We start from the raw sequence: 20798 nt of genomic DNA, 5'->3' as shown, positions 1-20798 counted from the left end.
AAGTGGTGGGGAAATGACGGATTGGGATTTGTTCGATACGCCGGCGCCGCTCATCAACATGGCGTCCCGCGCCTTTTCGCGTCTCGGTGAGCGGCGGGTGAAGGCGCTTGGCTTCAGCATCGGCCAGCTGCCGGTGCTGTATCTGCTTCGGAACGGGGCGCAGATGTCACAGAAGGATCTGGCGAAGTTTGCGAAGATCGAGCAGCCGTCGATGGCGCAGATGCTGGCGCGCATGGAGCGCGACGGGCTGATCCGGCGCACGCCCGATCCGGCGGATGGGCGCAGCAGCCTCATATCCCTGACCGATGCGGCGATTGCCAGGCTTCCGACCGCGCGTCAGGCCCTGGAAGAGGGGCGCGAGGCGGTTCTCGCGGGCTTCAGTGCCGATGAAGTTCAAACGCTGGTTCAACTCATGCGCCGGCTGAACCAGAATCTCGACCGGATGGTTGCCGAGGAGGACGGCTCGTAGGCGCGCTTTTGTCCGCGCGCCCACGATCTCAGCGTTCAGATTTCGGCGTAGACGATGCCGGTGAACGAGCCGGCATGGTGCAGGAGTTCCCGTTCGCTCGAACCGTCGAGGCTCGCGGAATAGAGATTGCCGCCGATATCGGTGAAGAACATGCGATTGTTGGGCAGATCGAGCGACAGGCCGATGCCTTCGTCGAGGCCTTCGAGAACGACGTCCGAGGTTGCGGCGATATCGTCCATCTGGGCGCGATTGACGGTGTTGCCACGCGGGAGATTGCCGCGGTCGGTCCAGTAGATCGTGCGGGTGGCCAGATCCAGTTCGAGATCGATCGGCTCAGGCAGCTTGTCGAGCAATGTTTCGATGTCGCCGCGGTTCGTTGCGGTTTCGCCCGCCGGTATGTCGATGCCGGCGCGAAGGATGCGGCCGAGGCCGGCATCCGGCGGTCCCTTCTGGGTCCAGTAGATTTGTCCGAGCGGCAGGTCGAGGGCGATGCCGACGCACCAGCGTTCGATATCGGCGCTGTCTGACGGACTGTCGCCGTTCTGCACCAGGGTTTCGATATCGCTGCCGTCGATATTGGCGCGCATGACGCGCATGCCTTCGCGGTCGCACCAGTAGAGCTTGCCGTTGTCGCGGTCGAGCTGGATCTGCTTCGGCGTGACCAGCGTGCTGCCCGGCGGGATCAGCGTGACATGATTGCCGCCGTCGAGGTCCATGCGCTCGATCGAGCCGTCATGGGCGTTGTAGTCGTTGCCCATCTCCGTCCAGTAGATCCAGCCGTTCTCGCTGTCGACGAGAATGCCGTCCGGGCTGCGGCCCGAGCGCTGGACGATGAGCTTGAGATCGGTGCCGTCGATGGCAGAGGAAAGAATTCGTCCGTCGTTGATATCGAGGAAGAACAGCCTTTCGGTCTTGTCGGCGGAGGTGGCAGGCGTCCGTGCTTCTGCTTCAGACATGAGAGCGTCCTTTCAAAGGGTCGGATCTGCGGATCACAGCGCGGCCATCATGACATCGGTTGATGACAGCATCATTCGCCTGGGATCATGACGATGATCTGTTGCGTTGCAGCAAAGATCAAGAGCGCAGTTGTCTCGGACGGAACAAGGCATCGTCAAATAACTGTCATCCGCTTGATATAAATCCGCGCCAGGCCCTTTGGGTCAATCCTTGCGGACATATCGGCCCTGGGCCGAAATCCGAAGCCGGAGGTGCTTGATATCATGTCGACGCTCCAGCAGGTCGCTTTTCGTGCCGGTTGCTCGGTCGCGACCGCCAGCCGGGTGCTGAACCGCAACGGCCCGGTGAGCGACGAGATGGTGCGGCGCGTGCGCCGGGCGGCGGCGGAGCTCGGCTATCGGGCCGGCAGCCGCAACGGCCAGGCGCGGCCGGCGATCGGCGTGCTCATTCCCAGCATCACCAATCCGGTCTTTGCGGCTTCGCTCTCCAGCATCCAGAACAGGGCGCTCCATGCCGGTCACAGCGTGCTGATCGCGCAGTCGAACTACGATCCGGCGCAGGAAGCCGATGCCGTCGCTTCCCTGCTGCAGCAGCAGCCGACCGGCCTCATCCTCACCGTCTGCGACCCCGAACGCAGCCTGGCCCTGTCCTCCGCGCTGCCGCCGACCGTGCTGCTCGGCAACCTGCCGACCACGCGCTTCACCGCTGCCGTCGCGACCGACAATTTCGGCGCGGGGCGGGATCTGGCCGATCATCTCCTGCACAAGGGGCATAGCCGCATCCTGTTCATATCAGGCCATTTCTCGGCATCGGATCGGGCGAAGCTACGCTATCTCGGCTATGTCAGGGCCATGGAAGCGGCGGGGCAGCCGCCTCTCGATGCGCTGGAGATTTCCTTCGTCAGCAGCCTGGAGCAGCTCGATCTTTCGGATGCGGTGTCGCGTCTGCGCCCGACGGCGATCATCGCCTCCAACGATCTTCTGGCGCTTGGTGTCATGGGGGCGCTCCGACGTCAGGGGCTTTCGATCCCGCGCGATATCTCGGTCGCCGGCTTCGACGGCATTTCGCTCGGCTTTCTGGCCGAGGTTTCCCTGACGACGGTCGAGATACCGGATGGGACCATGGGGGCGGCGGCGGCCTCGCTGCTGCTCGACATGGCGGAAAATGCCGCGCCGCCGCGCCACCTGACCGTGCCCTACCGGCTGCGTGCAGGCGGAACGGTGCGCAATCTCACGATCCAGTCCTGACGCATCGCTGCACACGCAAACGCCGCCTCCCCGAGGAAGGCGGCGCGATGTTTTCAAGCCGGCCGAAAGATCAGCTGCGCGGCAGCATCCCTTCGACGTCGGCAGCGGCGTCATCGAGGGCTTCCTTCGGCGTGGCCGAGCCGTCGACGATGCGCGAGAGGTTGTCGACGATGGTCTGCGTAACCCTGACGCCGTTGGCACCGGGGAAGGCATACCAGGGGATCATCACCGACATCTGGTTGAGGCTGGCCTGGAACAGCGGGTTCTTCTTGTAGAAGTCGCCGAGATATTCCGAAGACTTGGCGGCGAGTTCGTTGTTCGGAACGTAGCCGGTGCCGGGAACGACGACCGATGCGCCGTAGGGGCCGGCGGCGAATTTGGCGAACTTCCAGGCGGCGTCTTCCTTGACGGGGTCATGCGTCAGGATGACGACAGCGTTGCCGCCCGTGGGAAGGCGGCCGTTGACCGGATCGATCAGCGGGATCTTCGCGGTGCGCAGGTCGAACTTGGTGCCGACATTCTTGATGGTGTTGATGAGCGCGCCGGTGGTCTGGAATTCGAAGCCGACCTTGCCGGCCGCGAAGGCCTGTTCGCCGGCAGCCTTGGTGAAGACCGGCATGCCGCCTTCCTTGACCATGCGCTCGATCATGTCGACGGCCTTCTGTCCCTCGGGGCTGTTGAAGGCAACCTTGGTCTCATCGTCGCTCAGCATCTTGCCGCCGGCGCCGAAGAGGAGGGCGGAGAACATCCAGTCGTCACCCTGCCAGCGGAAGTCGATGCCGTCGACGCCGTTGCCGAGCGCCTTGATCTTGCCGGCGAGCGTTAGGACTTCGTCCCAGGTCTTCGGCGGGTTGTCCGGGTCGCCGCCGGCAGCCTTCACCAGGTCGGCATTGTAATACATGATCGGGTTCGAGGTCGCGAAGGCGAGGCCGACCTGCTTGCCCTTGACCTGGGCGAGCTTGAGGATGGTGTCGGAGAAGCCCTGCTCGGCCATGTTGCCGTCCTTCTGGACGAGCGGTCCGAGATCGACGGCGACATTGCGCTCGTCCATCATGCGCAGGCGGTTGAGGCCGATGAAGGTGACATCGGGCATCTCGCTGGTGCCGGCCTGGCGAAGGATGGTCTGGATGCCTTCCTCATAGGTGGCCGAAGGGGCGGCGAACTGGATCTTGATGTCGGGATTCTGTTCCATGAACTTCTTCGAGATCGTGTCCATCACGTCCTTGAAGAAGCCCGGCATGGGATAGTGAACCGTCAGGGTGGTTTCGGCATAGGCCGGGACCGACACGACCATCGAAATGGCCGCGGCGGCGAGAATCTGGGTGATATGCTTCATCGCTCGTTCTCCGTTTTCAAATTTCGAACCGGTCAGCCCTTGAGACCGGTCATGGTGATGCCCTCGACGAAACGCTTCTGTGCCAGAAGGAATGCGACGACGAGGGGAAGGGTGATGATGAGGGTCGCCGCCATGAGCGCGCCGTAGTCGTCGCCGGCTTCGGCGGCGCGGAAATACATGAGGCCCAGCGGCGGCGTGGCGTAGTCCTGCTTGCTGATGACGATCAGCGGCCAGTAGAGGTCGTTCCAGTGCGCGACGACCGAGAAGATCGCGAAGGCCGTGACTGCCGGCCACGCATTCGGCACGATGACGCGGGCGACGATGCCGAGTTCCGACATGCCGTCGAGGCGGGCGGCGTGGATCAGATCGTCCGGCATGGCACGGAAGAACTGCAGGAACATGAAGATCGCGAAGACCGAGATCGAGAAGGGCGCGACCAGGGCCGTGTAGCTGTTCAGGAGCGACAGGCTGTTGAAGCCGACATAGAGCGGCAGCGCCGTCGCGTGGATCGGGATCAGCAGGCCGAGCATGACCAGCACCATCATGGTGCGCGCGGCCGGGAACTTCAGCTTGGCCATGGCATAGGCGCAGGGAATGGCGATCAGCACCTGGAAGAAGAAGATCAGGCCGCAGACGACGACGCCGTTGAACAGCAGCGTGCCCATCGACACCTTGCTCAGCGCCTTGGTGATGTTCTCGACGTAGAAGAAATGCGTCGGGATCAGCTTCAGCGCCGAGGTGAAGATATCGTCCTGCGCCTTGCCGGCCGTCGAGATCATGAAGATGTAGGGCGCCAGGAAGACGAGCGAGCCGAGGATCAGCAGGGAGAGGCGCAGGATGCGGCCGGGAGTGAAGCCTGTGGAGGTCATGTGTAGTGCACCTGCCGGTCCTGGACGCGATATTGCAGGAAGGTCAGCACCACAAGGATGGCGAGAAACACCGTGGTCATCGCCGAGGCATAGCCGACCCGCAGATAGACGAAGCCTTCCTGGTAGATGGTGAAGAGCAGGACTTCGGAAGCATGGTTCGGGCCGCCGTCGGTCAATGCCTTGACGGTGTCGAAGACCTTCACGGCGTTGATGATGCTGATCGTGGTGACGAAGAGCGTCGTCGGCCCGAGCATCGGCCAGGTGACGAGCCAGAAGCGGTCGAATGCCGATTTTGCGCCATCCACTTCGGCAGCGGCATAGAGCTCGCGCGGGATGGCGGTGAGGCCGGCCAGAAACAGCACCATGTTGAAGCCGACCGACTGCCAGACGCCGATGATCGACAGGCTATAAAGGGCCGTCGCCGAGGAGCCGAGCCAGTTCGGGCCGCGCACGCCGATTTCCGCCAGAAGCGCGTTGATCGGGCCGATGGTGGGATGGAAGAGATATTGCCAGACGGTCGCCATCGCCACGATCAGCGAGGCGACGGGCAGGAAGTAGGCGGTGCGGAAGAAGCTGCGGCCGATGCCCTCGCTCTCGATCAGCAATGCGACGCCGAGGCCGAGCACGATCGAGACGGGTGCGACGATTGCCGTATAGACCGTCGTGTTCCACAGCGATTTCAGAAAGGTGCGGTCTTTCAGCAGATGCGCATAGTTTTCGAAGGCGACGAAGCGCAGGCTGTTGTCGCCAAGCTGGAAATCCGTGAAGCCGAGCACGACGACGGCGACGATCGGCACCAGGATGAACAGCACGATGAGAACGATGGCGGGCAGGGCGAACAGCAGCGCCGTGCGGGCTTCGCCGCGCTCGCGTGCCGCCGCCGCCCGCATCGGCAGGGATGTGGCGGCAATGCTAGCCATGCGCCTTCTCCCGCGTGGCGTCCACGGTGAGCGGAACGGTGCGCAGGCGGCGGCCGTCCTCGGCAAAGACCATGGCCTGCTCCGGCGCAAGCGTCAGCGCGACGGGCGTGCCCGCCGAGAGGCCGGCGGCCTCGGCGGGGGTGAGCTTGACGATCATGGTCTCGCCGATGGCGTCGAGCCTGGCATGGAGGATGACTTCGGAGCCTAGGAATTCCATTCGCTCGATGCGGGCTGCGAGCGCATCCTGCCGGCCCTGGGCGAGCGTCACGAATTCCGGGCGGATGCCGAGCGTGATGGTGTTGCCGGCAAAGCTGCCGTCTTCCAGCGCGAGCCGGATGCCGCCGAAGGCGACGACGCCGTTTTCGGCCAGCGCCGGCAGAAGGTTGATGCGCGGCTGGCCGACGAAGCGGGCGACCTCGATATGCGAGGGATCGTCATAGATCGTCTGCGGCGAGGCGAGCTGCAGCAACTGCCCGCCGATCATCACGGCGACGCGATCGGCCATCGACAGGGCCTCGGCCTGGTCGTGGGTGACGTAGACCGTGGGAACGCCGGCGCGGCGATGCAGGTCGACGATCTCGCCGCGGGCATGGACGCGCAGATTGGCGTCGAGATTGGAAAGCGGCTCGTCCATGAGGAAGACGGCGGGGCGGCGGACCATGGCGCGGGCGAGCGCCACGCGCTGGCGCTGGCCGCCGGACATCTGGCCGGGCTTGCGGTCGAGCAGGTGGTCGATCTTCAACGAGACCGCCATTTCGCGGACGTCGCGGATGATACCGGAGCGCGCCGCGCGCTGGCCGGGGATCAGCGAGCCGATGAAGGGCAGGCGCTGCGTGCGCGTCAGCCGGCGCATGGCGAGCGGCACGGCGATGTTTTCCGAGGCCGTCAGATGCGGATAGAGCGCGTAGGACTGGAAGACCATGGCGATGTTGCGGTCTGCCGCCGCAACGCCGGAAACGTCGTTGCCGCCGAGGATGATTTCGCCGCTGTCGGCATGGTCGAGTCCTGCGAGGATGCGCAGCAGCGTGCTCTTGCCGCAGCCGGACGGGCCGACGAGGGCGATGAATTCGCCGGGCTCGACGTCGAGATCGACACCCTTGAGGATGGCGTTGCCGCCGAAGGATTTGGCGATGCCGCGAAGCGAGAGTGCGCTCATTCGGTCGACTCCTTCTGGAGCTTCGGGGCGGCCAGCGGATAGACTTCCATCACGACGTCGTCGAGGAAGTAGGCGGTCATGCCGGGAACGGCGACGATTTCGGTCGATGCGTTCTCGCCAAGCGCGTGGACGGCGGCGCCGATCAGCCGTTCGCCCGGCATTTCGCGTTCCATCTTGTCGAGGATGAAGGCGCCGGGCGGTGCCCAGACCAGGTTGGTGTCGTTGAAGCGGCCTTCCCAGGTCCAGTGCAGATGGCCGCTGCCGAACAGGGCGACGTCATGGGCCGAGATCAGATCATAGAGCCGGCGGCGCTGTGCCGGGCGCACGCTCCAGTAACCGGTATCGCCCTCGTCGGGCGCATCGACGAACAGCGGCTTGTGGGCGAACAGGGCCACGCGGCGGTCGCCACGGCTTTCGAGCATATGCTGCAGCCAGTCGAACTGCTTCTGCTCCTCGGCATCCTCGAAGCCCATCAGCAGGCTGTTGAGGCCGATCAGCCGCCAGTTGTCGACATCCTTCGCCCAGTAATCCGGGCCGACGAGCCGGCGCCAGCGGTCCAGCCGCTCGGGATTGACGGGTTGATGGGAACCGGGCAGGTGGCCGACATCGTGGTTGCCGGGCACGATCAGCATCGGCACGGAAACCTGCCGCATCATCTCCATGGAGAAGATCAGATCTTCGTCCTTGTCGGCGCCATCGACGCTCAAGTCGCCGGTATGGACGACGAGGTCGGCGCCACTTGCCTCGATCCATTTCGCCAGCGGTTCCCAGTTGCCGTTGAAATGCGGCTTGTTGGGGCTCAAATGGGTGTCGGTGATCTGGATGATCTTCAAGGCGCTTCTCCGAAGTCTTCAGAAAGGGTGCGCCAAAGGGATTGCCTTCAACCGGCGCGTCTCTGCGCTTTCTTTAGAAGGCCCCCATGTCAGTTAGGTAACGGGTCTTTTCAGCTGTTTTTCAGTTTTGTCACATCGCCGTCAAACGGCGCCGGCGTCCGCTTCACGCCGAGCGGGAGCACTGTACGCGGCGGCCCCGGTGTTATAGATCGTTGCGAAAGGGATCAGATATGTCAGACGAACAGAGCCGCATCATCAAACTCGAGGAAACGGTCGCCCATCAGGCGAAGACCATCGAGGAACTGTCCGACCAGCTCGCGGAGCAATGGAAGGTCGTCGAGCAGACCCGCCAGAAGCTCGATCGGCTGACGGAGCGCTTCCTGACGCTGGAGGAGCAGTCGCTCGACGCGCCAGCCATTACGAAGCCGCCGCATTACTGATCCTTTCCGGCGCTTCGTTCACGTTTCGGTGTTTCACGCGGGCGTGTGTAACAAAAGGGCCTGTCTTCCCGTATTTCCTTGTGACCGGAGCATTTACAATCTCGGTCGAGAGGAAATCATCATGAAGACTTTATCGACGGACATGATCCGCATGTATTCGGCGCGCGTCACCCGCTTTGCCGGTCTCGCGGCGGGTGCGGTGTTGCTTGGTGGAGTTGCGCTGCAATTTGTCGGCCGAGCTTCGGCCGAGGATGCGCGCGTCATTCCCCCGCCGAGCCAAGATGAAAAGGCGGCTTCGGCAGGGACGGAAACGGTCGTGCTTGCCGGCGGTTGCTTCTGGGGCGTGCAGGGCGTGTTCCAGCATGTCAACGGCGTCGTCAGCGCGACCTCAGGCTATGCCGGCGGCAACAAGGATGCGGCTCACTATGAAATGGTGAGCACGGGCGATACCGGCCATGCTGAGTCGGTGCGTGTCGTCTTCGATCCGCACAAGATCAGCTATGGGCACCTGCTGCAGATCTACTTCTCCGTTGTCCATGATCCGACCGAGCTGAACTATCAGGGGCCGGACAGCGGCACGCAATATCGCTCGGCCATCTTCCCGACCAGCCAGTCACAGGCCGATATCGCCCGCGCCTATATCGACCAGCTCAATCACGCCAAGGTCTTCGATGCCGCAATCGTCACCAAGATCGAGCCATCCAGGCAATTCTATGCCGCGGAGGACTATCATCAGGATTTCCTGACGACCCATCCGAGCTATCCCTATATCGTCATCAACGACCTGCCGAAGGTGAAGAACCTGGAGCATCTCTTTCCCAAGGATTATCGCGCCGACCCGGTTCTGGTGACGGCGAGCGCCAGCGCGAACTGACGGCTCGGTGACCGGCGAGGGATGATCGCCGGTCACCGCCGCCTTGCAAGAAATGCTCGTTACTCCCGGCTCGTCTGGTGTATTGCTGCCTCACCAGATAGTCATCGAGAGTATGCTTCGCCATGATCGTCCGCGACCGGCCGAATCTTCTGCAGCTTTTTTTCATCGTTCGCGGTTCGATCATTCGGCGCATCCTGCCGCAGATCATCGTCATCTTCCTGATGTCGGCATTGATCGTCTGGGGGCATGAGGAGAGCCCGAACCTGGTCGTTTCCTTCAACGGCTCGTCACTTTCCCTACTCGGCATAGCGCTTTCGATCTTCCTCGGCTTCCGAAACAATGCCGCCTACGACCGCTGGTGGGAGGGACGGCGCGACTGGGGGCAGCTCGTCTATGTTGCCCGCGGCTTTGCCCGCCAGACATTGGTGCTTGAAGCGGAAGGCGAGGCGGGCGCCGACATGCGCAAGAACCTGCTGCGCCTGACCATGGCTTTCGCGCAGGCGCTTGTCTGCCAGCTGCGGCCGGGCAGCGATGAGAGCAAGGTGCTGCGCTTGCTGACGGCAGGCGAGGCCGATCTCTATCGCACGGCCCGGAACCGGGCGGACCTCATCCTGCGCCTGATGTCGGCCGATCTTGCGCGATCGAAGGCCGCAGGCGCGATCTCGGATATCCAATACCAGATGCTGGATATCAGCATCGGCCAGATGGGAGCCGTGCAGGCCGCATGCGAGCGCATCCGCAACACGCCGCTGCCGTTCGGCTATACGCTGCTGCTGCACCGCACCGCCTATCTCTTCTGCTTCCTGCTGCCCTTCGGCTATGTCGATACGCTCGGCTGGGGCTCTCCTTTCGTCACGGCATTGATCGCCTACACCTTCTTCGGTCTCGATGCGCTCGGCGACGAACTGGAAGACCCGTTCGGCCAGCGCCCCAATGCGCTCGCCATCGGCGCCCTTGCCGATACGATCGAGATCAATCTGCGCGAAGCGCTCGGGGAAACCGACCTGCCGCCGCTGCCGCAGCCGAAGGATTTCGTGCTGATGTGAAAATCGGCAAAAAATATTCGACAAGTCATGGAATAGAATCCGAAGTGCTTCCGTATATAGATGTATGGAACGCAAAGGACGCACATTCGATGTTTTGGGGCAGCTCGGTTCGCTGAGACGCTATGCCCGCTCGCTCGTGCGCAATGCGGACGAGGCCGAAGACCTGGTGCATGACGCGCTGGTCAAGGCATACGAGCGCAAGGCATCTTTCCGGCGCGACGGCAACCTGCGCACCTGGCTGCTGTCGATCCTGCACAATGTGCATATCGATCGCCTGCGTCACAAGAAGTCGCTGAACCGTCGCCATGAAGAGGCGGCGGCAGAGCTGGAGACGGCGTTGCCGGCGTCGCAGGACCATACGGTGCGGCTGAGCCAGGTTCGCGAGGCCTTTTTCAACCTGCCCGAAGAGCAGCGCGAGGCGCTGCATCTGGTGGCGATCGAGGATCTTTCCTATCAGGAGGCTGCATCGGCGCTTGGCATTCCTGTCGGCACGCTGATGTCGCGCATCGCGCGGGCAAGGACGAGCCTTAGAAATTTCGAAGACGCGACCTCCAAGGTCTCCCATTTGCGGCTTATCGAGGGAGGCGGCAATGAAAATCGTTGATCCGATCATCGATACCGATCTCGACGCCTATGTCGATGGCGAGCTCACTCTCGGCCGCCGTGTCGAGGTGGAATCCTACCTCTCGGAGCATCCTGAGATCGCCGCCAAGGTGATGGCCGACATGAGCATCCGTGGCGAGTTGCGCATGGCCTTGGCCGGGGAAAGCCATGTGGTCCGGGCAGAAACGCGGGAAGCCGCGCGGCGGCTGGAGCGCGGGCTGGTCTATGGCCGCATGCTGGGCTCTTTCCAGCGCGTCGCCGCCGTTGCCGTGCTGGTGATGACCGGTTGGGTCGCGCATACGTCCTTCGGCGCCTTCACGGCGAGCGAGGTCAATGCGTCCGTGCCGGCGCCGGCGTTCGTCGACGATGCGGTGCGCGCCTACAAGACGACCACGGTGCGCGAAGAGGTCAAGCCGCAATCGGTGGCGGAGAATTACAATCCGGAAGAAATCCGCGCATCGACGGCAATTGTATTGCCGGACCTGCCAGGCGACTGGCGCGTCACCGATGCCCAGATCTATCCGTCCGAGTTTGGCCCGAGCGTCGAAATGATGGTCGATGCCGGCAAGGACGGGCATCTGTCACTGTTCGCCGTCCGTCCGGGCAATTTCGCCGTGCAGGAGGTCAGTCACATCAAGCGTGACGACGTCCAGGCTGCCTACTGGCAGATCGGCGAGGTCGCCTATGCGCTGATCGGCAATGGCCAGGCGGGTCAGCTCGACGGCGATGCCGAAAAGCTTGCCCGCAGCCTGTACTAGTTTGAGTTAAAGGAGAACGACCATGAATCCGACCAATCCGCGATACGGCTTCGGAGCCGCCGCCGGCTCGCAGGCGCTCTTCGACGAAGGTCTGCGCAAGCACATGCTGCGCGTCTACAACTACATGGGCATCGGCCTTGTCGTGACCGGTATCGTCGCGCTGATCGTCGGCACCACGCCGGCGCTCTACGTGCCGATTTTCCAGAGCCCGCTGAAGTGGGTCGTCATGCTGGCGCCGCTCGCCTTCGTGCTCTTCTTCTCGTTCCGCATCCAGTCCATGTCGGCCAGCACGGCGCAGACGATGTTCTGGGCGTTCTGTGCGGTCATGGGCCTCTCGCTGGCCTCGGTTTTCCTGGTCTTCACCGGCACGAGCATCGCCCGCACCTTCTTCATCGCCGCGACCATGTTCGGCGCGACCAGCCTTTACGGCTACACGACGAAGCGTGATCTTTCCAACATCGGCTCGTTCCTGATGATGGGCCTGTTCGGCGTGGTTATCGCCAGCATCGTCAACATCTTCCTGGGTTCGAGCGCGCTGCAGTTCGCCATCTCGATCATCGGCATCGTCGTCTTCGTCGGCCTGACCGCCTGGGATACGCAGAACATCAAGGAACAGTATGCCGAGAACCACGATCAGGAATCGCAGCAGAAGCTCGCCGTCTTCGGTGCCCTGTCGCTCTACCTGAACTTCGTCAACATCTTCCAGCTGCTGCTCAATTTCACCGGCGAGCGGGAGTAGTTTGAAATTGCCTGCTTGAGCATGGTCCGAGCCAAAGGGCACTCCACGCCTTTGGTGACCATGCTCCGGTAATGCGTCTCCCTGGGGGCTTGTTGAGACGCATGAAGCGCCTGCAGTATCTGCGCCGATACTGCAGGCGCAACTTTTTGAAGGGTGCGGCCGCTGGCCCAGAGCGAAAGCGGACTTGCCGCGATGGCGCCGGACTATCGCCGGAAGCATCGGCAGACGAGACGCCGGATCTGACGGCGTGGCGCCCATCGACCGTCTTCGCCGCAGCGCGGCAAAGGGGAAAGGTGCCGGATTAAGAGAGCATCGGTCAAAAGAAAGGGCCCGACAACGCAGATGTGCTGCTGTCGGGCCCTTGAACCTTGGGGATGCAATATCCTTCTTCCGTCAGAAGAAGGTCACGATCCTACCACTCTGCGACGCTGCCGTCTTCGTGACGCCAGACCGGATTGCGCCAGCGATGACCTTCCTTGGCGCGCTCGATGACATAGGCCTCATCCACCTCGATGCCGAGGCCGGGTCCCTGCGGGATCGACACGAAACCGTCGGCATACTGGAACACCTCCTTGTTGGAGATGTAGTCGAGGATGTCGTTGCCCTTGTTGTAGTGGATGCCGAGGCTCTGTTCCTGGATGAAGGCGTTGTAGCTGACGGCATCGACCTGCAGGCAGGCGGCAAGGGCGATCGGGCCGAGCGGACAATGCGGCGCCAGCGCCACGTCATAGGCTTCCGCCATCGCCGCGATCTTGCGGCATTCGGTGATGCCGCCGGCATGGGAGAGGTCCGGCTGCAGAATATCGACATAGCCGTCCGACAGCACGGACTTGAAGTCCCAGCGCGAATAGAGGCGCTCGCCGAGCGCGATCGGCGTCGAGCAATGGTTGGCGATTTCCTTCAGCGCCTCGCGGTTCTCGGAGAGAACGGGCTCCTCGATGAACAGCAGCTTGTAGGGTTCCAGCTCCTTGGCGAGCACCTTGGCCATCGGCCGGTGGACGCGGCCGTGGAAATCGACGCCGATGCCGATATAGGGGCCGATCGCCTCGCGGATGGTGGCGATGGTCTCGACCGCCTTTTCCACCTTGTCATAGGTGTCGACGATCTGCATTTCCTCGCAGCCGTTGAGCTTGATCGCCTTGAAGCCGCGGGCAACGACGTCCTTGGCATTGTTGGCGACGTCGGAGGGGCGGTCGCCGCCGATCCAGGAATAGACCTTGATCCTGTCGCGCACCTGGCCGCCGAGCAGCGAATGGATCGGCTGGCCCAGCGCCTTGCCCTTGATGTCCCACAGCGCCTGATCGATGCCGGCGAGCGCCGACATGTGGATGGCGCCGCCGCGATAGAAGCCGGCGCGGTACATGACGGTCCAATGGTCCTCGATCAGGAAGGGGTCCTTGCCGATCAGGTAGTCTTCCAGCTCGTGGACGGCCGCCTGCACCGTCAGCGCGCGACCCTCGACCACGGGCTCGCCCCAGCCGACGATGCCTTCGTCGGTTTCGATCTTCAGGAACATCCAGCGCGGCGGAACGATGTAGGTCGTCAGTTTCGTGATCTTCATGGGAATGCTTCCAGTTCGGCTTCGGATTGTATCAGCGGCGCGGCGCCGCGGATTTCGGGGTATCGGAAATGGGTCTCCGGCCATCGCGGGACTGCCGTTCGACCGCGAGGTCGCGGACGGCAAGATCGAGCATGCGATGGGCGCAGTCACGCGCGGCGGCGCGGTCGCGAAGGCGCAGCGCCTCGACAAGTTCGCCGTGAACCGCGATCGCGTCGTCGCGGCTATGGGCGGCGACGTTGGAGGCATGGAGCGCATATTTCAAGCCGGCATGCATGGCGCTGGACAGGCGGCGGAAGACCTGGTTGTGGCTGGCGCCGAGCAGTACCTTGTGAAAGGTCACGTCGGCCTCGGTGAAGCGCTCCGGATCATCGCCGCTGTCGCGCATCTGCTGCCACGCATGCTCCAGATCGGCAATTTCCCGGGCCGTGGCGCGCTCCGCCGCATATTCGGCGGCGGCGGGTTCTATGGTGCGGCGTGCTTCCAGGATGGAGCCGAGAATGTCGAAATCGGCAATATAGGGGCCCATCCATTCCAGGACGTCCTGATCGAGAATGTTCCAGTCGTCCCTATCGCAGACAGTGGTGCCGATGCGCGGCTTGCCGCGCACAAGCCCTTTCGATTCCAGCACCTTGAGGGATTCGCGGATCACCGTGCGGCTGACGCCATAGATCTGGCAAAGATCGTTTTCGCGCGGCAGCGTCGAGCCGGAGGGATAGCGTTCGGCGCAGATGTCTTCGGCGATCGAGGCGGTGACGTTCTTTCTTACGCGCGGACGGCGCGCGGGTTGAGCCGAGGAACTGTCCTCCTGTCCTTCAAGAGAATTCACCCTATCTCCTCCACGCCGCTTTGCATGCTCCCCGAAATCTCGTGACGGGGACCTATGCGGGCTTTTGGCGCAGCCAATGCCAGCTTCGTTTCAAGCGTTTTCCGTATGGGCATCAAGATACGTCAATCATCATACATTGGCAAGTATTTTGTATGATGATTAAATGGCATTATCTTATCGCGGAAGGGAACAATCCGCCGTGCCGCATCTTCTCAAGGCGGCGCTGCCGTTGTTATGGCGGCGTCGTCTTCGACCGATAGAAAGTCTATGGTGGCCGCGCGGCGGGTGATGAAAATCATTTGCTGCTGGTCATCGCGGGAAAGCGGGTTCCGCTCCCGAAGCTCATTCAACGACAAGGAGGACGACATGCAGATCAATCGCACAGGTTCGGCTCAATGGTCCGGTGGCTTGAAGGACGGCAAAGGCCAGATCTCGACGCAGAGCGGCGCGCTCAATCACTATCCTTACGGCTTTGCCAGCCGCTTCGAAGGCGTTGCCGGCACCAATCCGGAAGAGCTGATCGGAGCGGCGCATGCGGGTTGTTTCACCATGGCACTGTCGCTGATCCTCAACGAGGCCGGCTTCACCGCCGAAAGCATGGAGACGACGGCCAAGGTGACGCTTGAGAGCGTCGAAGGCGGTTTCGCCATCACCGCGATTCACCTGACGCTGACGGGCAAGGTTCCCGGCGCCGACGAGGCGACTTTCACCGAACTTGCCAACAAGGCGAAGGCGGGGTGCCCGGTCTCCAAGGCGCTCACCTCCGTTCCGATCTCGCTGGAAGTTCGCGCCGGCTAAACCGCCTCTGCGACAAAATGCCGAACATGTCGATACCGGTCCGTATGATGCGTTGTCGATGATTTAACCCTTGTTTCAGGTTGTTCGGCGCATTCTCGGTGTAATCAATAGGATCCGAAAACCGCCCACGGTTGTGGGCGGTTTTCTTGACATCGACACTCTGATGGTTTACGAGTGACGAAAGTTGAAAATCGTCACTCGTAAACCATCAGGCTCTGCTTATGCTCGACCTCCCCGACGTTAGCGCCGATTCTGCCCGTCAGGAAAACATCACGCGGATTCTCGAAACAGCCGAAAGGCTGTTTCGTCACTACGGCTACAGCAAGACGACCGTGGCCGACATCGCCCGCGATCTCGGCATGTCCACGGCGAATATCTATCGTTTCTTCGGTTCCAAGGCCGACATTCATCAGGCGCTCTGCGGGCGCATGCTCGATCAGAGCTACCAGATGGCCTTATCCGTCCGCAATCAGCCCATCAGCGCATCCGAACGGCTGCGGGCCTATACCATGGCCCAGTACAAGATGACGCTGGAGACCATGCTCGACGAACAGAAGGTTCACGAGATGGTCGTCATTGCCATCGAACGGGAATGGCATGTCATCGAGGAACACATCTATCGCATCCAGGAGGTGATTACCGAGATCATCGCTGAGGGCATCGCCGCCGGCGAGTTCGTCGATCAGGACCCCCATGTGGCATCCAAGTGCTTCGGCGCGGCTACCGTCGACCTCTGCCACCCGCAGATGGTCGCCCAGGGCCTCAACAAGACATACCAGGCCCGACCTGAAGAACTCATCGAGTTCGCCATCCGAGCCTTGAAGAAATAGCAGCCTGCGCACCGGATAGCCGGTGCGCGCCAGTTTTTGTTCGCATAGGAGAGCGACATGGTTTCGCTGACGACCACTACCATACGGAACGTTGCCGGGGCGGCGCTGCTTGCCGCCCTCGGGCTGACGCTCTCCGGCTGCAACGAGAAAAAAGAAGAGACAGCGGAAGTGATCCGGCCGGTGAAGGTGGTCGAAATCGCCCAGGCGGACACGACGCGCAAGCTCGATTATTCCGGCGCCGTGCGGGCGCGGACGGAAATGAACCTCGGCTTCCGCGTCGCCGGCAAGATTATCGAACGCAATGTGGATATCGGCCAGCGGGTCAAGCCCGGCGATGTGCTCGCCCGGATGGATGCGACCGACTATGTGCTTGCCGTCCGCCGTTCGCAGGCCGATCTTGATGCCGCGGAAAAGCAGGTGCAGACGGCAGAGCTTGCCCGCAACCGCGCCCAGACGCTCTTCGACAAGAACGTCTCGCCGAAGTCGCAGCTCGAACAGGCCGAGCTCTCCTACGAGCAGGCCGTGTCGACGCGGGATTCCGCGGTATCGGCTCTCGCCGAGGCGAAGAACCAGGTGGCCTACGCCGATCTCGCGTCTGACATGAACGGCATCGTCACGGCAATCAATGCCGATGTCGGCCAGGTGGTCAGCTCCGGCACCCCCGTCATCACCGTCGCCGTCGACGGCGAAAAGGAAGTACAGGTCGCCGTACCGGAAATGGATATCGCCCAGTTCAAGGTCGGCAAGGACGTCAAGGCGCGCTTCTGGTCCGACACGGCTCTCGTGCTGGATGGAAAGGTGCGGGAAGTATCCGGCAGCGCCGATCAGTCGCGCACCTTTGCGGTGCGCGTGAGCCTGCCGAACGATCCGCAGGTTCTGCTCGGCATGACGGCGACGATCGAGGCGATTGCCGACAACACGAAGCCCTATGTTTCCATTCCGCTGAGCGCGCTTGCGCAGAAGGACGGGCAGCAGATCGTCTGGCTCGTCGATCGCAGCGCCGGCACCGTGCATTCCCGCGCCATCAAGGTGGCGGATTTCGCCGATGACGGCGTGCGCATTGCCGACGGGCTCAAGACCGGCGATATCGTCGTCGCCGCCGGCACGCAATTCATGACCGAGAACATGAAGGTCAAGCTTCCGGCTGCTTCAGCTCAGCAGGCCTCCGCAGAAACCAGCGCCGCTTCGGCGGACGTCGTGCGCTGACCGGATCGAGAGGGCGAAACCATGTCCATCAACAACACTTCCGGCGGGAAGCAGCGTTTCAACCTGTCGCGCTGGGCGATCGGCCACCCGAGCATCGCGCGGTTCCTCTTCGGTCTCATCATCATCGCGGGGGCGCTTGGCCTCACGCATATGGGCCAGAAGGAAGATCCGGATTTCACCTTCCGCGTCATGGTCGTGCAGACCGTCTGGCCAGGCGCCTCGCTGCAGGACATGGAAGACCAGGTGGTCAACAAGATCGAGCGCAAGCTGCAGGAAACGCCGCATCTCGATTGGGTCAAATCCTATACCCGTGCCGGCTTTGCCATCACGACGGTCCAGATCAAGGGCGATACCAACACCGAACAGGTGAAGGATGCCTTCTACCAGATCCGCAAGAAGGTCGGCGATATCGGCAACGAGCTGCCGGCTGGCCTGCTCGGTCCCTATTTCAACGATGAATTCGGCGATACCTTCATCACGCTGCATTCGATCAGCGGCGATGGCTACAGCTATCCGGAGCTGAAGAAGTTCGCCATCCAGGCGCGAGACATGCTGCTGTCCACGCCGGGCGTCGAGAAGGCCACCATCATCGGCGACCAGGCGGAGCAGATCTATATCGACGTCTCCTCCAAGGTCCTGGCCGAGCGCGGGCTGACGCTCAACGACCTGAAGAACGCCATCGTCGGCCAGAACAATGTCGATCCGGCCGGTAGCGTCGATACCACGACGCGTTCGGTGCGCATCTCGGTCGAGGGCGACGTCAACAAGGTCGAGGACATCAAGAACTTGCGGCTGACCGCCGGCGGCCAGGTAACCCGCCTCGGCGATATCGCCACCGTCACTGCCGGGCTGCAAGATCCCTATACCGCCAAGTTCCTTTACAATGGTCATCCGAGCGTGCAGCTTGGCGTCGTCATGGCGAGCGGCTACAAGGTGACCGACGTCGGTGCCTCCGTGGAGGAAACCTACAAGCGTTTCGAGACCTCGCTGCCGGTCGGCGTGCAGGTCGACCAGATCGCCAACCAGCCCGATGTCGTCACCGACGCGATCAGCGAGTTCATGCACGCGCTCGGCGAAGCTCTCGTCATCGTGCTGATCGTCTCGTTCCTGTCGATCGGCTGGCGCTCGGGCCTGGTGATCGCCATCGCCATTCCGCTGGTGCTGGCCGCGACCTTCGCCATCATGTACGAATTCGGCATCGACCTGCAGCGTATCTCGCTCGGTGCGCTCATCATCGCGCTCGGCCTGCTGGTGGATGACGCGATGATCGTGGTCGAGCTGATGGAGCGCAAGCTGGAAGAGGGGCTGGTGAAGCTCGATGCCGCCAGCTTCGCCTATTCCTCGACCGCCTTCCCGATGCTGACCGGCACGCTGATCACGACCGCCGGCTTCATTCCCGTCGGCTTCGCGGCATCGACGGCGGGCGAATATGTCCGCACGCTCTTCTACGTCGTCGGCATCGCGCTCGTGGTCTCCTGGTTTGTGGCCGTCTACTTCACGCCATGGCTCGGCTACATGATCCTCAAGCAGCGCCATCATGCCGGCGAGCATCATGACGTGTTCGATACGCGCTTCTACCGTCGCCTGCGGTCCTCCGTGACCTGGGCCGTGCGCCACCGCGTCATCGTGCTGCTTCTGACGCTGGCCGCCTTCGTCGGCAGCCTCTGGTCCTTCCAGTTCATTCCGCAGAATTTCTTCCCGCAGTCGTCGCGTCCGGAAATCCTGGTCGATCTGTGGCTGCCTGAGGGAACCAGCATCAAGGAAGTCGAGCGGCAGGCGCAGGCTCTGGAAGCGCGCATGGCCGACGATCCGGACAAGCGCTTCATCGCCACCTATGTCGGCCAGGGCGCGCCACGCTTCTTCCTGCCGCTCGATCAGCAGCTCACCAATCCGAACTATGCCCAGATGCTGGTCATGGCCAAGGACGAGCCGGCACGCGAGCGTCTGATTACCAAGATGCGCGGGATTCTCGCGGCAGACTTCCCCTCCGTTCGCGCCAAGGTCGACCGCCTGTTCCTCGGTCCGCCGACAGGCTGGCCCGTGCAGCTGCGCGTCATGGGCCCGGACCGGGAAGAGGTTCGTCACATTGCCGACGAGGTGAAGCAGCGCTTCTCCCAGAATCCTCTGCTCGGCGCCATCCACGACGACTGGCTCGAGCCGGTGCCGGCCATGAAGCTGGTGATCGATCAGGATCGCGCCCGTGCTCTCGGCGTCACCTCGCAGCGTATCCGCCAGATGCTGCAGGCTGCGATGTCGGGCGCTACCCTCGACAACTATCGCGAGGGTGAGGAAACGGTCGGGATCGTGGCCCGCGAGCCGGAGGCAAGCCGCCATCTGCTGACCTCGGTGAACTCCATCTATATTCCGACCGATACCGGCGGGTTCGTGCCGCTGTCGCAGGTCGCCAAGATCGAGCCGGTGATGGAGCAGAGCATCGAATGGCGCCGCGATCGCCTGCCGACCATCACCGTGCGGGCGACATTGCCCGACGATGTGCAGTCGAACGACGTGACCGCCAAGCTCTATAACGATATGGCGGATCTCAGAAACAGCCTGCCGGCCGGCTACAAGATCGAAATCCAGGGCGGTGCCGAAGACAGTGCTGAAAGCCAGGCCTCGATCGCCGCCAAGGCGCCGATCATGCTCGTCATCATCGTCGTGCTCCTGATGGCGCAGCTGCAGCATTTCGGCAAGGCGATGCTGGTGCTGGCGACCGGTCCGCTCGGCATCATCGGTGCCGCCGGAGCTCTGCTCATCAGCGGTGCGCCCTTCGGCTTCGTGGCGATCCTCGGCGTCATCGCGCTGCTCGGCATCATCATCCGCAACTCGATCATCCTCGTCGACCAGATCGACCAGGATATCGCGGCGGGCATGGACCGGAAGGAAGCGATCATCGGCTCGGCCGTTCGTCGTTTCCGGCCGATCATGCTGACGGCGCTGACGGCCGTGCTGGCGCTGATCCCGATCTCGCGCGGCGTGTTCTGGGGCCCGCTCGCCTACGCCATGATGGGCGGCATTCTGGTCGCGACCGTGCTGACCATCTTCGTGCTGCCCGCCGGCTATGCCTTGTTCTTCGGCCGGGAGCCGAAGCACAAGTCGACGGAACCGCCGGCCAAGGATCAGGCCGACGACGACCAGAACACCCTCCAGCTTCCTCCCGCGATGGCGGCGGAGTAGGGCGCCGGAGGGAAGCAGATGCCGGCCCTGGCCCTGCCAACCCGAAGCGCCGAATGAAGACAGGATGATATCGAGCCGTCCGCAACATGAAAGTTGCGGGCGGTTTTCCTTGCCGGCCATATCCTCATGACGCATTCTCGACAATCGATCGTC

Annotated in this window: 20 protein-coding genes; 12 read left to right on the top strand and 8 right to left on the bottom strand. The window is 62.6% G+C overall.

Going from position 1 to position 20798, the window contains the following annotated elements; all coding sequences use genetic code 11:
• Window positions 1-13: 13 nt before the first annotated feature.
• Complete coding sequence (locus GR212_RS12735) at window positions 14-469, top strand: MarR family winged helix-turn-helix transcriptional regulator (protein ID WP_163986917.1); 456 nt, start codon at window positions 14-16, stop codon at window positions 467-469.
• Between the two features lie 35 nt (window positions 470-504).
• Here GR212_RS12735 and GR212_RS12730 read toward each other — a convergent pair whose 3' ends face one another.
• On the bottom strand, window positions 505-1425 hold the full coding sequence (locus GR212_RS12730) for a YncE family protein (protein WP_163986916.1): 921 nt from the start codon (window positions 1423-1425) through the stop codon (window positions 505-507).
• A gap of 264 nt (window positions 1426-1689) precedes the next feature.
• Here GR212_RS12730 and GR212_RS12725 point away from each other — a divergent pair, with 264 nt between their 5' ends.
• Window positions 1690-2673 (top strand): LacI family DNA-binding transcriptional regulator, encoded by a 984-nt coding sequence (locus GR212_RS12725; RefSeq protein ID WP_163986915.1) that lies wholly within the window; start codon window positions 1690-1692, stop codon window positions 2671-2673.
• Between the two features lie 70 nt (window positions 2674-2743).
• On the opposite strand, the gene GR212_RS12720 is transcribed toward GR212_RS12725, so the two are convergent.
• The 5 genes from GR212_RS12720 to GR212_RS12700 are packed head-to-tail and all read right to left on the bottom strand — an operon-like array spanning window position 2744 to window position 7787.
• Window positions 2744-4009, bottom strand: coding sequence for an ABC transporter substrate-binding protein (locus GR212_RS12720; protein ID WP_163986914.1), 1266 nt, complete (start codon window positions 4007-4009; stop codon window positions 2744-2746).
• A 32-nt stretch (window positions 4010-4041) separates the two neighbouring features.
• Window positions 4042-4878 (bottom strand): carbohydrate ABC transporter permease, encoded by an 837-nt coding sequence (locus GR212_RS12715; protein WP_163986913.1) that lies wholly within the window; start codon window positions 4876-4878, stop codon window positions 4042-4044.
• On the bottom strand, window positions 4875-5798 hold the full coding sequence (locus tag GR212_RS12710) for a carbohydrate ABC transporter permease (protein ID WP_163986912.1): 924 nt from the start codon (window positions 5796-5798) through the stop codon (window positions 4875-4877). Before GR212_RS12710 ends, GR212_RS12715 begins: the two co-directional genes overlap by 4 nt.
• Window positions 5791-6954, bottom strand: a complete 1164-nt coding sequence (locus GR212_RS12705; protein ID WP_163986911.1) for an ABC transporter ATP-binding protein — start codon at window positions 6952-6954, stop codon at window positions 5791-5793. Before GR212_RS12705 ends, GR212_RS12710 begins: the two co-directional genes overlap by 8 nt.
• Window positions 6951-7787 carry a metallophosphoesterase family protein gene (locus tag GR212_RS12700; RefSeq protein WP_163986910.1) on the bottom strand — a complete coding sequence of 279 codons (837 nt, stop codon included), beginning with the start codon at window positions 7785-7787 and terminating at the stop codon, window positions 6951-6953. Before GR212_RS12700 ends, GR212_RS12705 begins: the two co-directional genes overlap by 4 nt.
• A 230-nt stretch (window positions 7788-8017) precedes the next feature.
• Here GR212_RS12700 and GR212_RS12695 point away from each other — a divergent pair, with 230 nt between their 5' ends.
• The 6 genes from GR212_RS12695 (at window position 8018) to GR212_RS12670 (ending at window position 12247) form a co-directional block, all read left to right on the top strand.
• Complete coding sequence (locus tag GR212_RS12695; RefSeq protein ID WP_163986909.1) at window positions 8018-8227, top strand: SlyX family protein; 210 nt, start codon at window positions 8018-8020, stop codon at window positions 8225-8227.
• 121 nt (window positions 8228-8348) lie between these two features.
• Window positions 8349-9101 (top strand): peptide-methionine (S)-S-oxide reductase MsrA, encoded by a 753-nt coding sequence (gene msrA, locus GR212_RS12690; protein ID WP_163986908.1) that lies wholly within the window; start codon window positions 8349-8351, stop codon window positions 9099-9101.
• 122 nt (window positions 9102-9223) lie between these two features.
• On the top strand, window positions 9224-10147 hold the full coding sequence (locus GR212_RS12685) for a bestrophin family protein (protein WP_163986907.1): 924 nt from the start codon (window positions 9224-9226) through the stop codon (window positions 10145-10147).
• A 64-nt stretch (window positions 10148-10211) separates the two neighbouring features.
• Complete coding sequence (locus tag GR212_RS12680) at window positions 10212-10751, top strand: sigma-70 family RNA polymerase sigma factor (protein WP_163986906.1); 540 nt, start codon at window positions 10212-10214, stop codon at window positions 10749-10751.
• Window positions 10738-11508, top strand: a complete 771-nt coding sequence (locus GR212_RS12675; protein WP_163986905.1) for an anti-sigma factor family protein — start codon at window positions 10738-10740, stop codon at window positions 11506-11508. Before GR212_RS12680 ends, GR212_RS12675 begins: the two co-directional genes overlap by 14 nt.
• Window positions 11509-11530: 22 nt before the next feature.
• Window positions 11531-12247 carry a Bax inhibitor-1/YccA family protein gene (locus GR212_RS12670; protein WP_163986904.1) on the top strand — a complete coding sequence of 239 codons (717 nt, stop codon included), beginning with the start codon at window positions 11531-11533 and terminating at the stop codon, window positions 12245-12247.
• A gap of 412 nt (window positions 12248-12659) precedes the next feature.
• On the opposite strand, the gene dgoD is transcribed toward GR212_RS12670, so the two are convergent.
• Window positions 12660-13808, bottom strand: coding sequence for a galactonate dehydratase (gene dgoD / locus GR212_RS12665; RefSeq protein WP_163986903.1), 1149 nt, complete (start codon window positions 13806-13808; stop codon window positions 12660-12662).
• 31 nt (window positions 13809-13839) lie between these two features.
• Window positions 13840-14634, bottom strand: coding sequence for an FCD domain-containing protein (locus GR212_RS12660; RefSeq protein WP_163986902.1), 795 nt, complete (start codon window positions 14632-14634; stop codon window positions 13840-13842).
• Between the two features lie 366 nt (window positions 14635-15000).
• Between GR212_RS12660 and GR212_RS12655 the strand changes: the two genes are divergently transcribed.
• The 4 genes from GR212_RS12655 to GR212_RS12640 all read left to right on the top strand — a co-directional run bounded on the left by GR212_RS12655 (window position 15001) and on the right by GR212_RS12640 (window position 20645).
• The gene (locus tag GR212_RS12655) at window positions 15001-15432 is read left to right on the top strand and encodes an OsmC family protein (RefSeq protein WP_163986901.1); all 432 of its coding nucleotides are present in this window, start codon (window positions 15001-15003) and stop codon (window positions 15430-15432) included.
• A gap of 221 nt (window positions 15433-15653) precedes the next feature.
• Window positions 15654-16262, top strand: a complete 609-nt coding sequence (locus tag GR212_RS12650) for a TetR family transcriptional regulator (protein ID WP_163986900.1) — start codon at window positions 15654-15656, stop codon at window positions 16260-16262.
• Between the two features lie 57 nt (window positions 16263-16319).
• Window positions 16320-17468, top strand: coding sequence for an efflux RND transporter periplasmic adaptor subunit (locus GR212_RS12645; RefSeq protein WP_163986899.1), 1149 nt, complete (start codon window positions 16320-16322; stop codon window positions 17466-17468).
• A 21-nt stretch (window positions 17469-17489) separates the two neighbouring features.
• Window positions 17490-20645 carry an efflux RND transporter permease subunit gene (locus GR212_RS12640; RefSeq protein WP_163986898.1) on the top strand — a complete coding sequence of 1052 codons (3156 nt, stop codon included), beginning with the start codon at window positions 17490-17492 and terminating at the stop codon, window positions 20643-20645.
• Window positions 20646-20798 lie beyond the last annotated feature (153 nt).

This window comes from Martinezella lusitana (assembly GCF_010668395.1).
GTDB classification, from domain to species: domain Bacteria; phylum Pseudomonadota; class Alphaproteobacteria; order Rhizobiales; family Rhizobiaceae; genus Rhizobium; species Rhizobium lusitanum_A.
The sequence above is the reverse complement of the archived record's forward strand: the minus strand, read 5'-3'. Positions and strand labels throughout refer to the sequence as shown.

Excerpts from the sequence above, each read along its gene's own strand:
- GR212_RS12670 (WP_163986904.1), top strand. The coding sequence starts at position 11,531 with ATGAATCCGACCAATCCGCGATACGGCTTCGGAGCCGCCGCCGGCTCG.
- dgoD (WP_163986903.1), bottom strand. The coding sequence starts at position 13,808 with ATGAAGATCACGAAACTGACGACCTACATCGTTCCGCCGCGCTGGATG.
- GR212_RS12640 (WP_163986898.1), top strand. The coding sequence starts at position 17,490 with ATGTCCATCAACAACACTTCCGGCGGGAAGCAGCGTTTCAACCTGTCG.
- msrA (WP_163986908.1), top strand. The coding sequence starts at position 8,349 with ATGAAGACTTTATCGACGGACATGATCCGCATGTATTCGGCGCGCGTC.
- GR212_RS12710 (WP_163986912.1), bottom strand. The coding sequence starts at position 5,798 with ATGGCTAGCATTGCCGCCACATCCCTGCCGATGCGGGCGGCGGCGGCA.
- GR212_RS12715 (WP_163986913.1), bottom strand. The coding sequence starts at position 4,878 with ATGACCTCCACAGGCTTCACTCCCGGCCGCATCCTGCGCCTCTCCCTG.
- GR212_RS12725 (WP_163986915.1), top strand. The coding sequence starts at position 1,690 with ATGTCGACGCTCCAGCAGGTCGCTTTTCGTGCCGGTTGCTCGGTCGCG.
- GR212_RS12675 (WP_163986905.1), top strand. The coding sequence starts at position 10,738 with ATGAAAATCGTTGATCCGATCATCGATACCGATCTCGACGCCTATGTC.
- GR212_RS12705 (WP_163986911.1), bottom strand. The coding sequence starts at position 6,954 with ATGAGCGCACTCTCGCTTCGCGGCATCGCCAAATCCTTCGGCGGCAAC.
- GR212_RS12695 (WP_163986909.1), top strand. The coding sequence starts at position 8,018 with ATGTCAGACGAACAGAGCCGCATCATCAAACTCGAGGAAACGGTCGCC.
- GR212_RS12650 (WP_163986900.1), top strand. The coding sequence starts at position 15,654 with ATGCTCGACCTCCCCGACGTTAGCGCCGATTCTGCCCGTCAGGAAAAC.
- GR212_RS12680 (WP_163986906.1), top strand. The coding sequence starts at position 10,212 with ATGGAACGCAAAGGACGCACATTCGATGTTTTGGGGCAGCTCGGTTCG.
- GR212_RS12720 (WP_163986914.1), bottom strand. The coding sequence starts at position 4,009 with ATGAAGCATATCACCCAGATTCTCGCCGCCGCGGCCATTTCGATGGTC.
- GR212_RS12645 (WP_163986899.1), top strand. The coding sequence starts at position 16,320 with ATGGTTTCGCTGACGACCACTACCATACGGAACGTTGCCGGGGCGGCG.
- GR212_RS12735 (WP_163986917.1), top strand. The coding sequence starts at position 14 with ATGACGGATTGGGATTTGTTCGATACGCCGGCGCCGCTCATCAACATG.
- GR212_RS12655 (WP_163986901.1), top strand. The coding sequence starts at position 15,001 with ATGCAGATCAATCGCACAGGTTCGGCTCAATGGTCCGGTGGCTTGAAG.
- GR212_RS12685 (WP_163986907.1), top strand. The coding sequence starts at position 9,224 with ATGATCGTCCGCGACCGGCCGAATCTTCTGCAGCTTTTTTTCATCGTT.
- GR212_RS12730 (WP_163986916.1), bottom strand. The coding sequence starts at position 1,425 with ATGTCTGAAGCAGAAGCACGGACGCCTGCCACCTCCGCCGACAAGACC.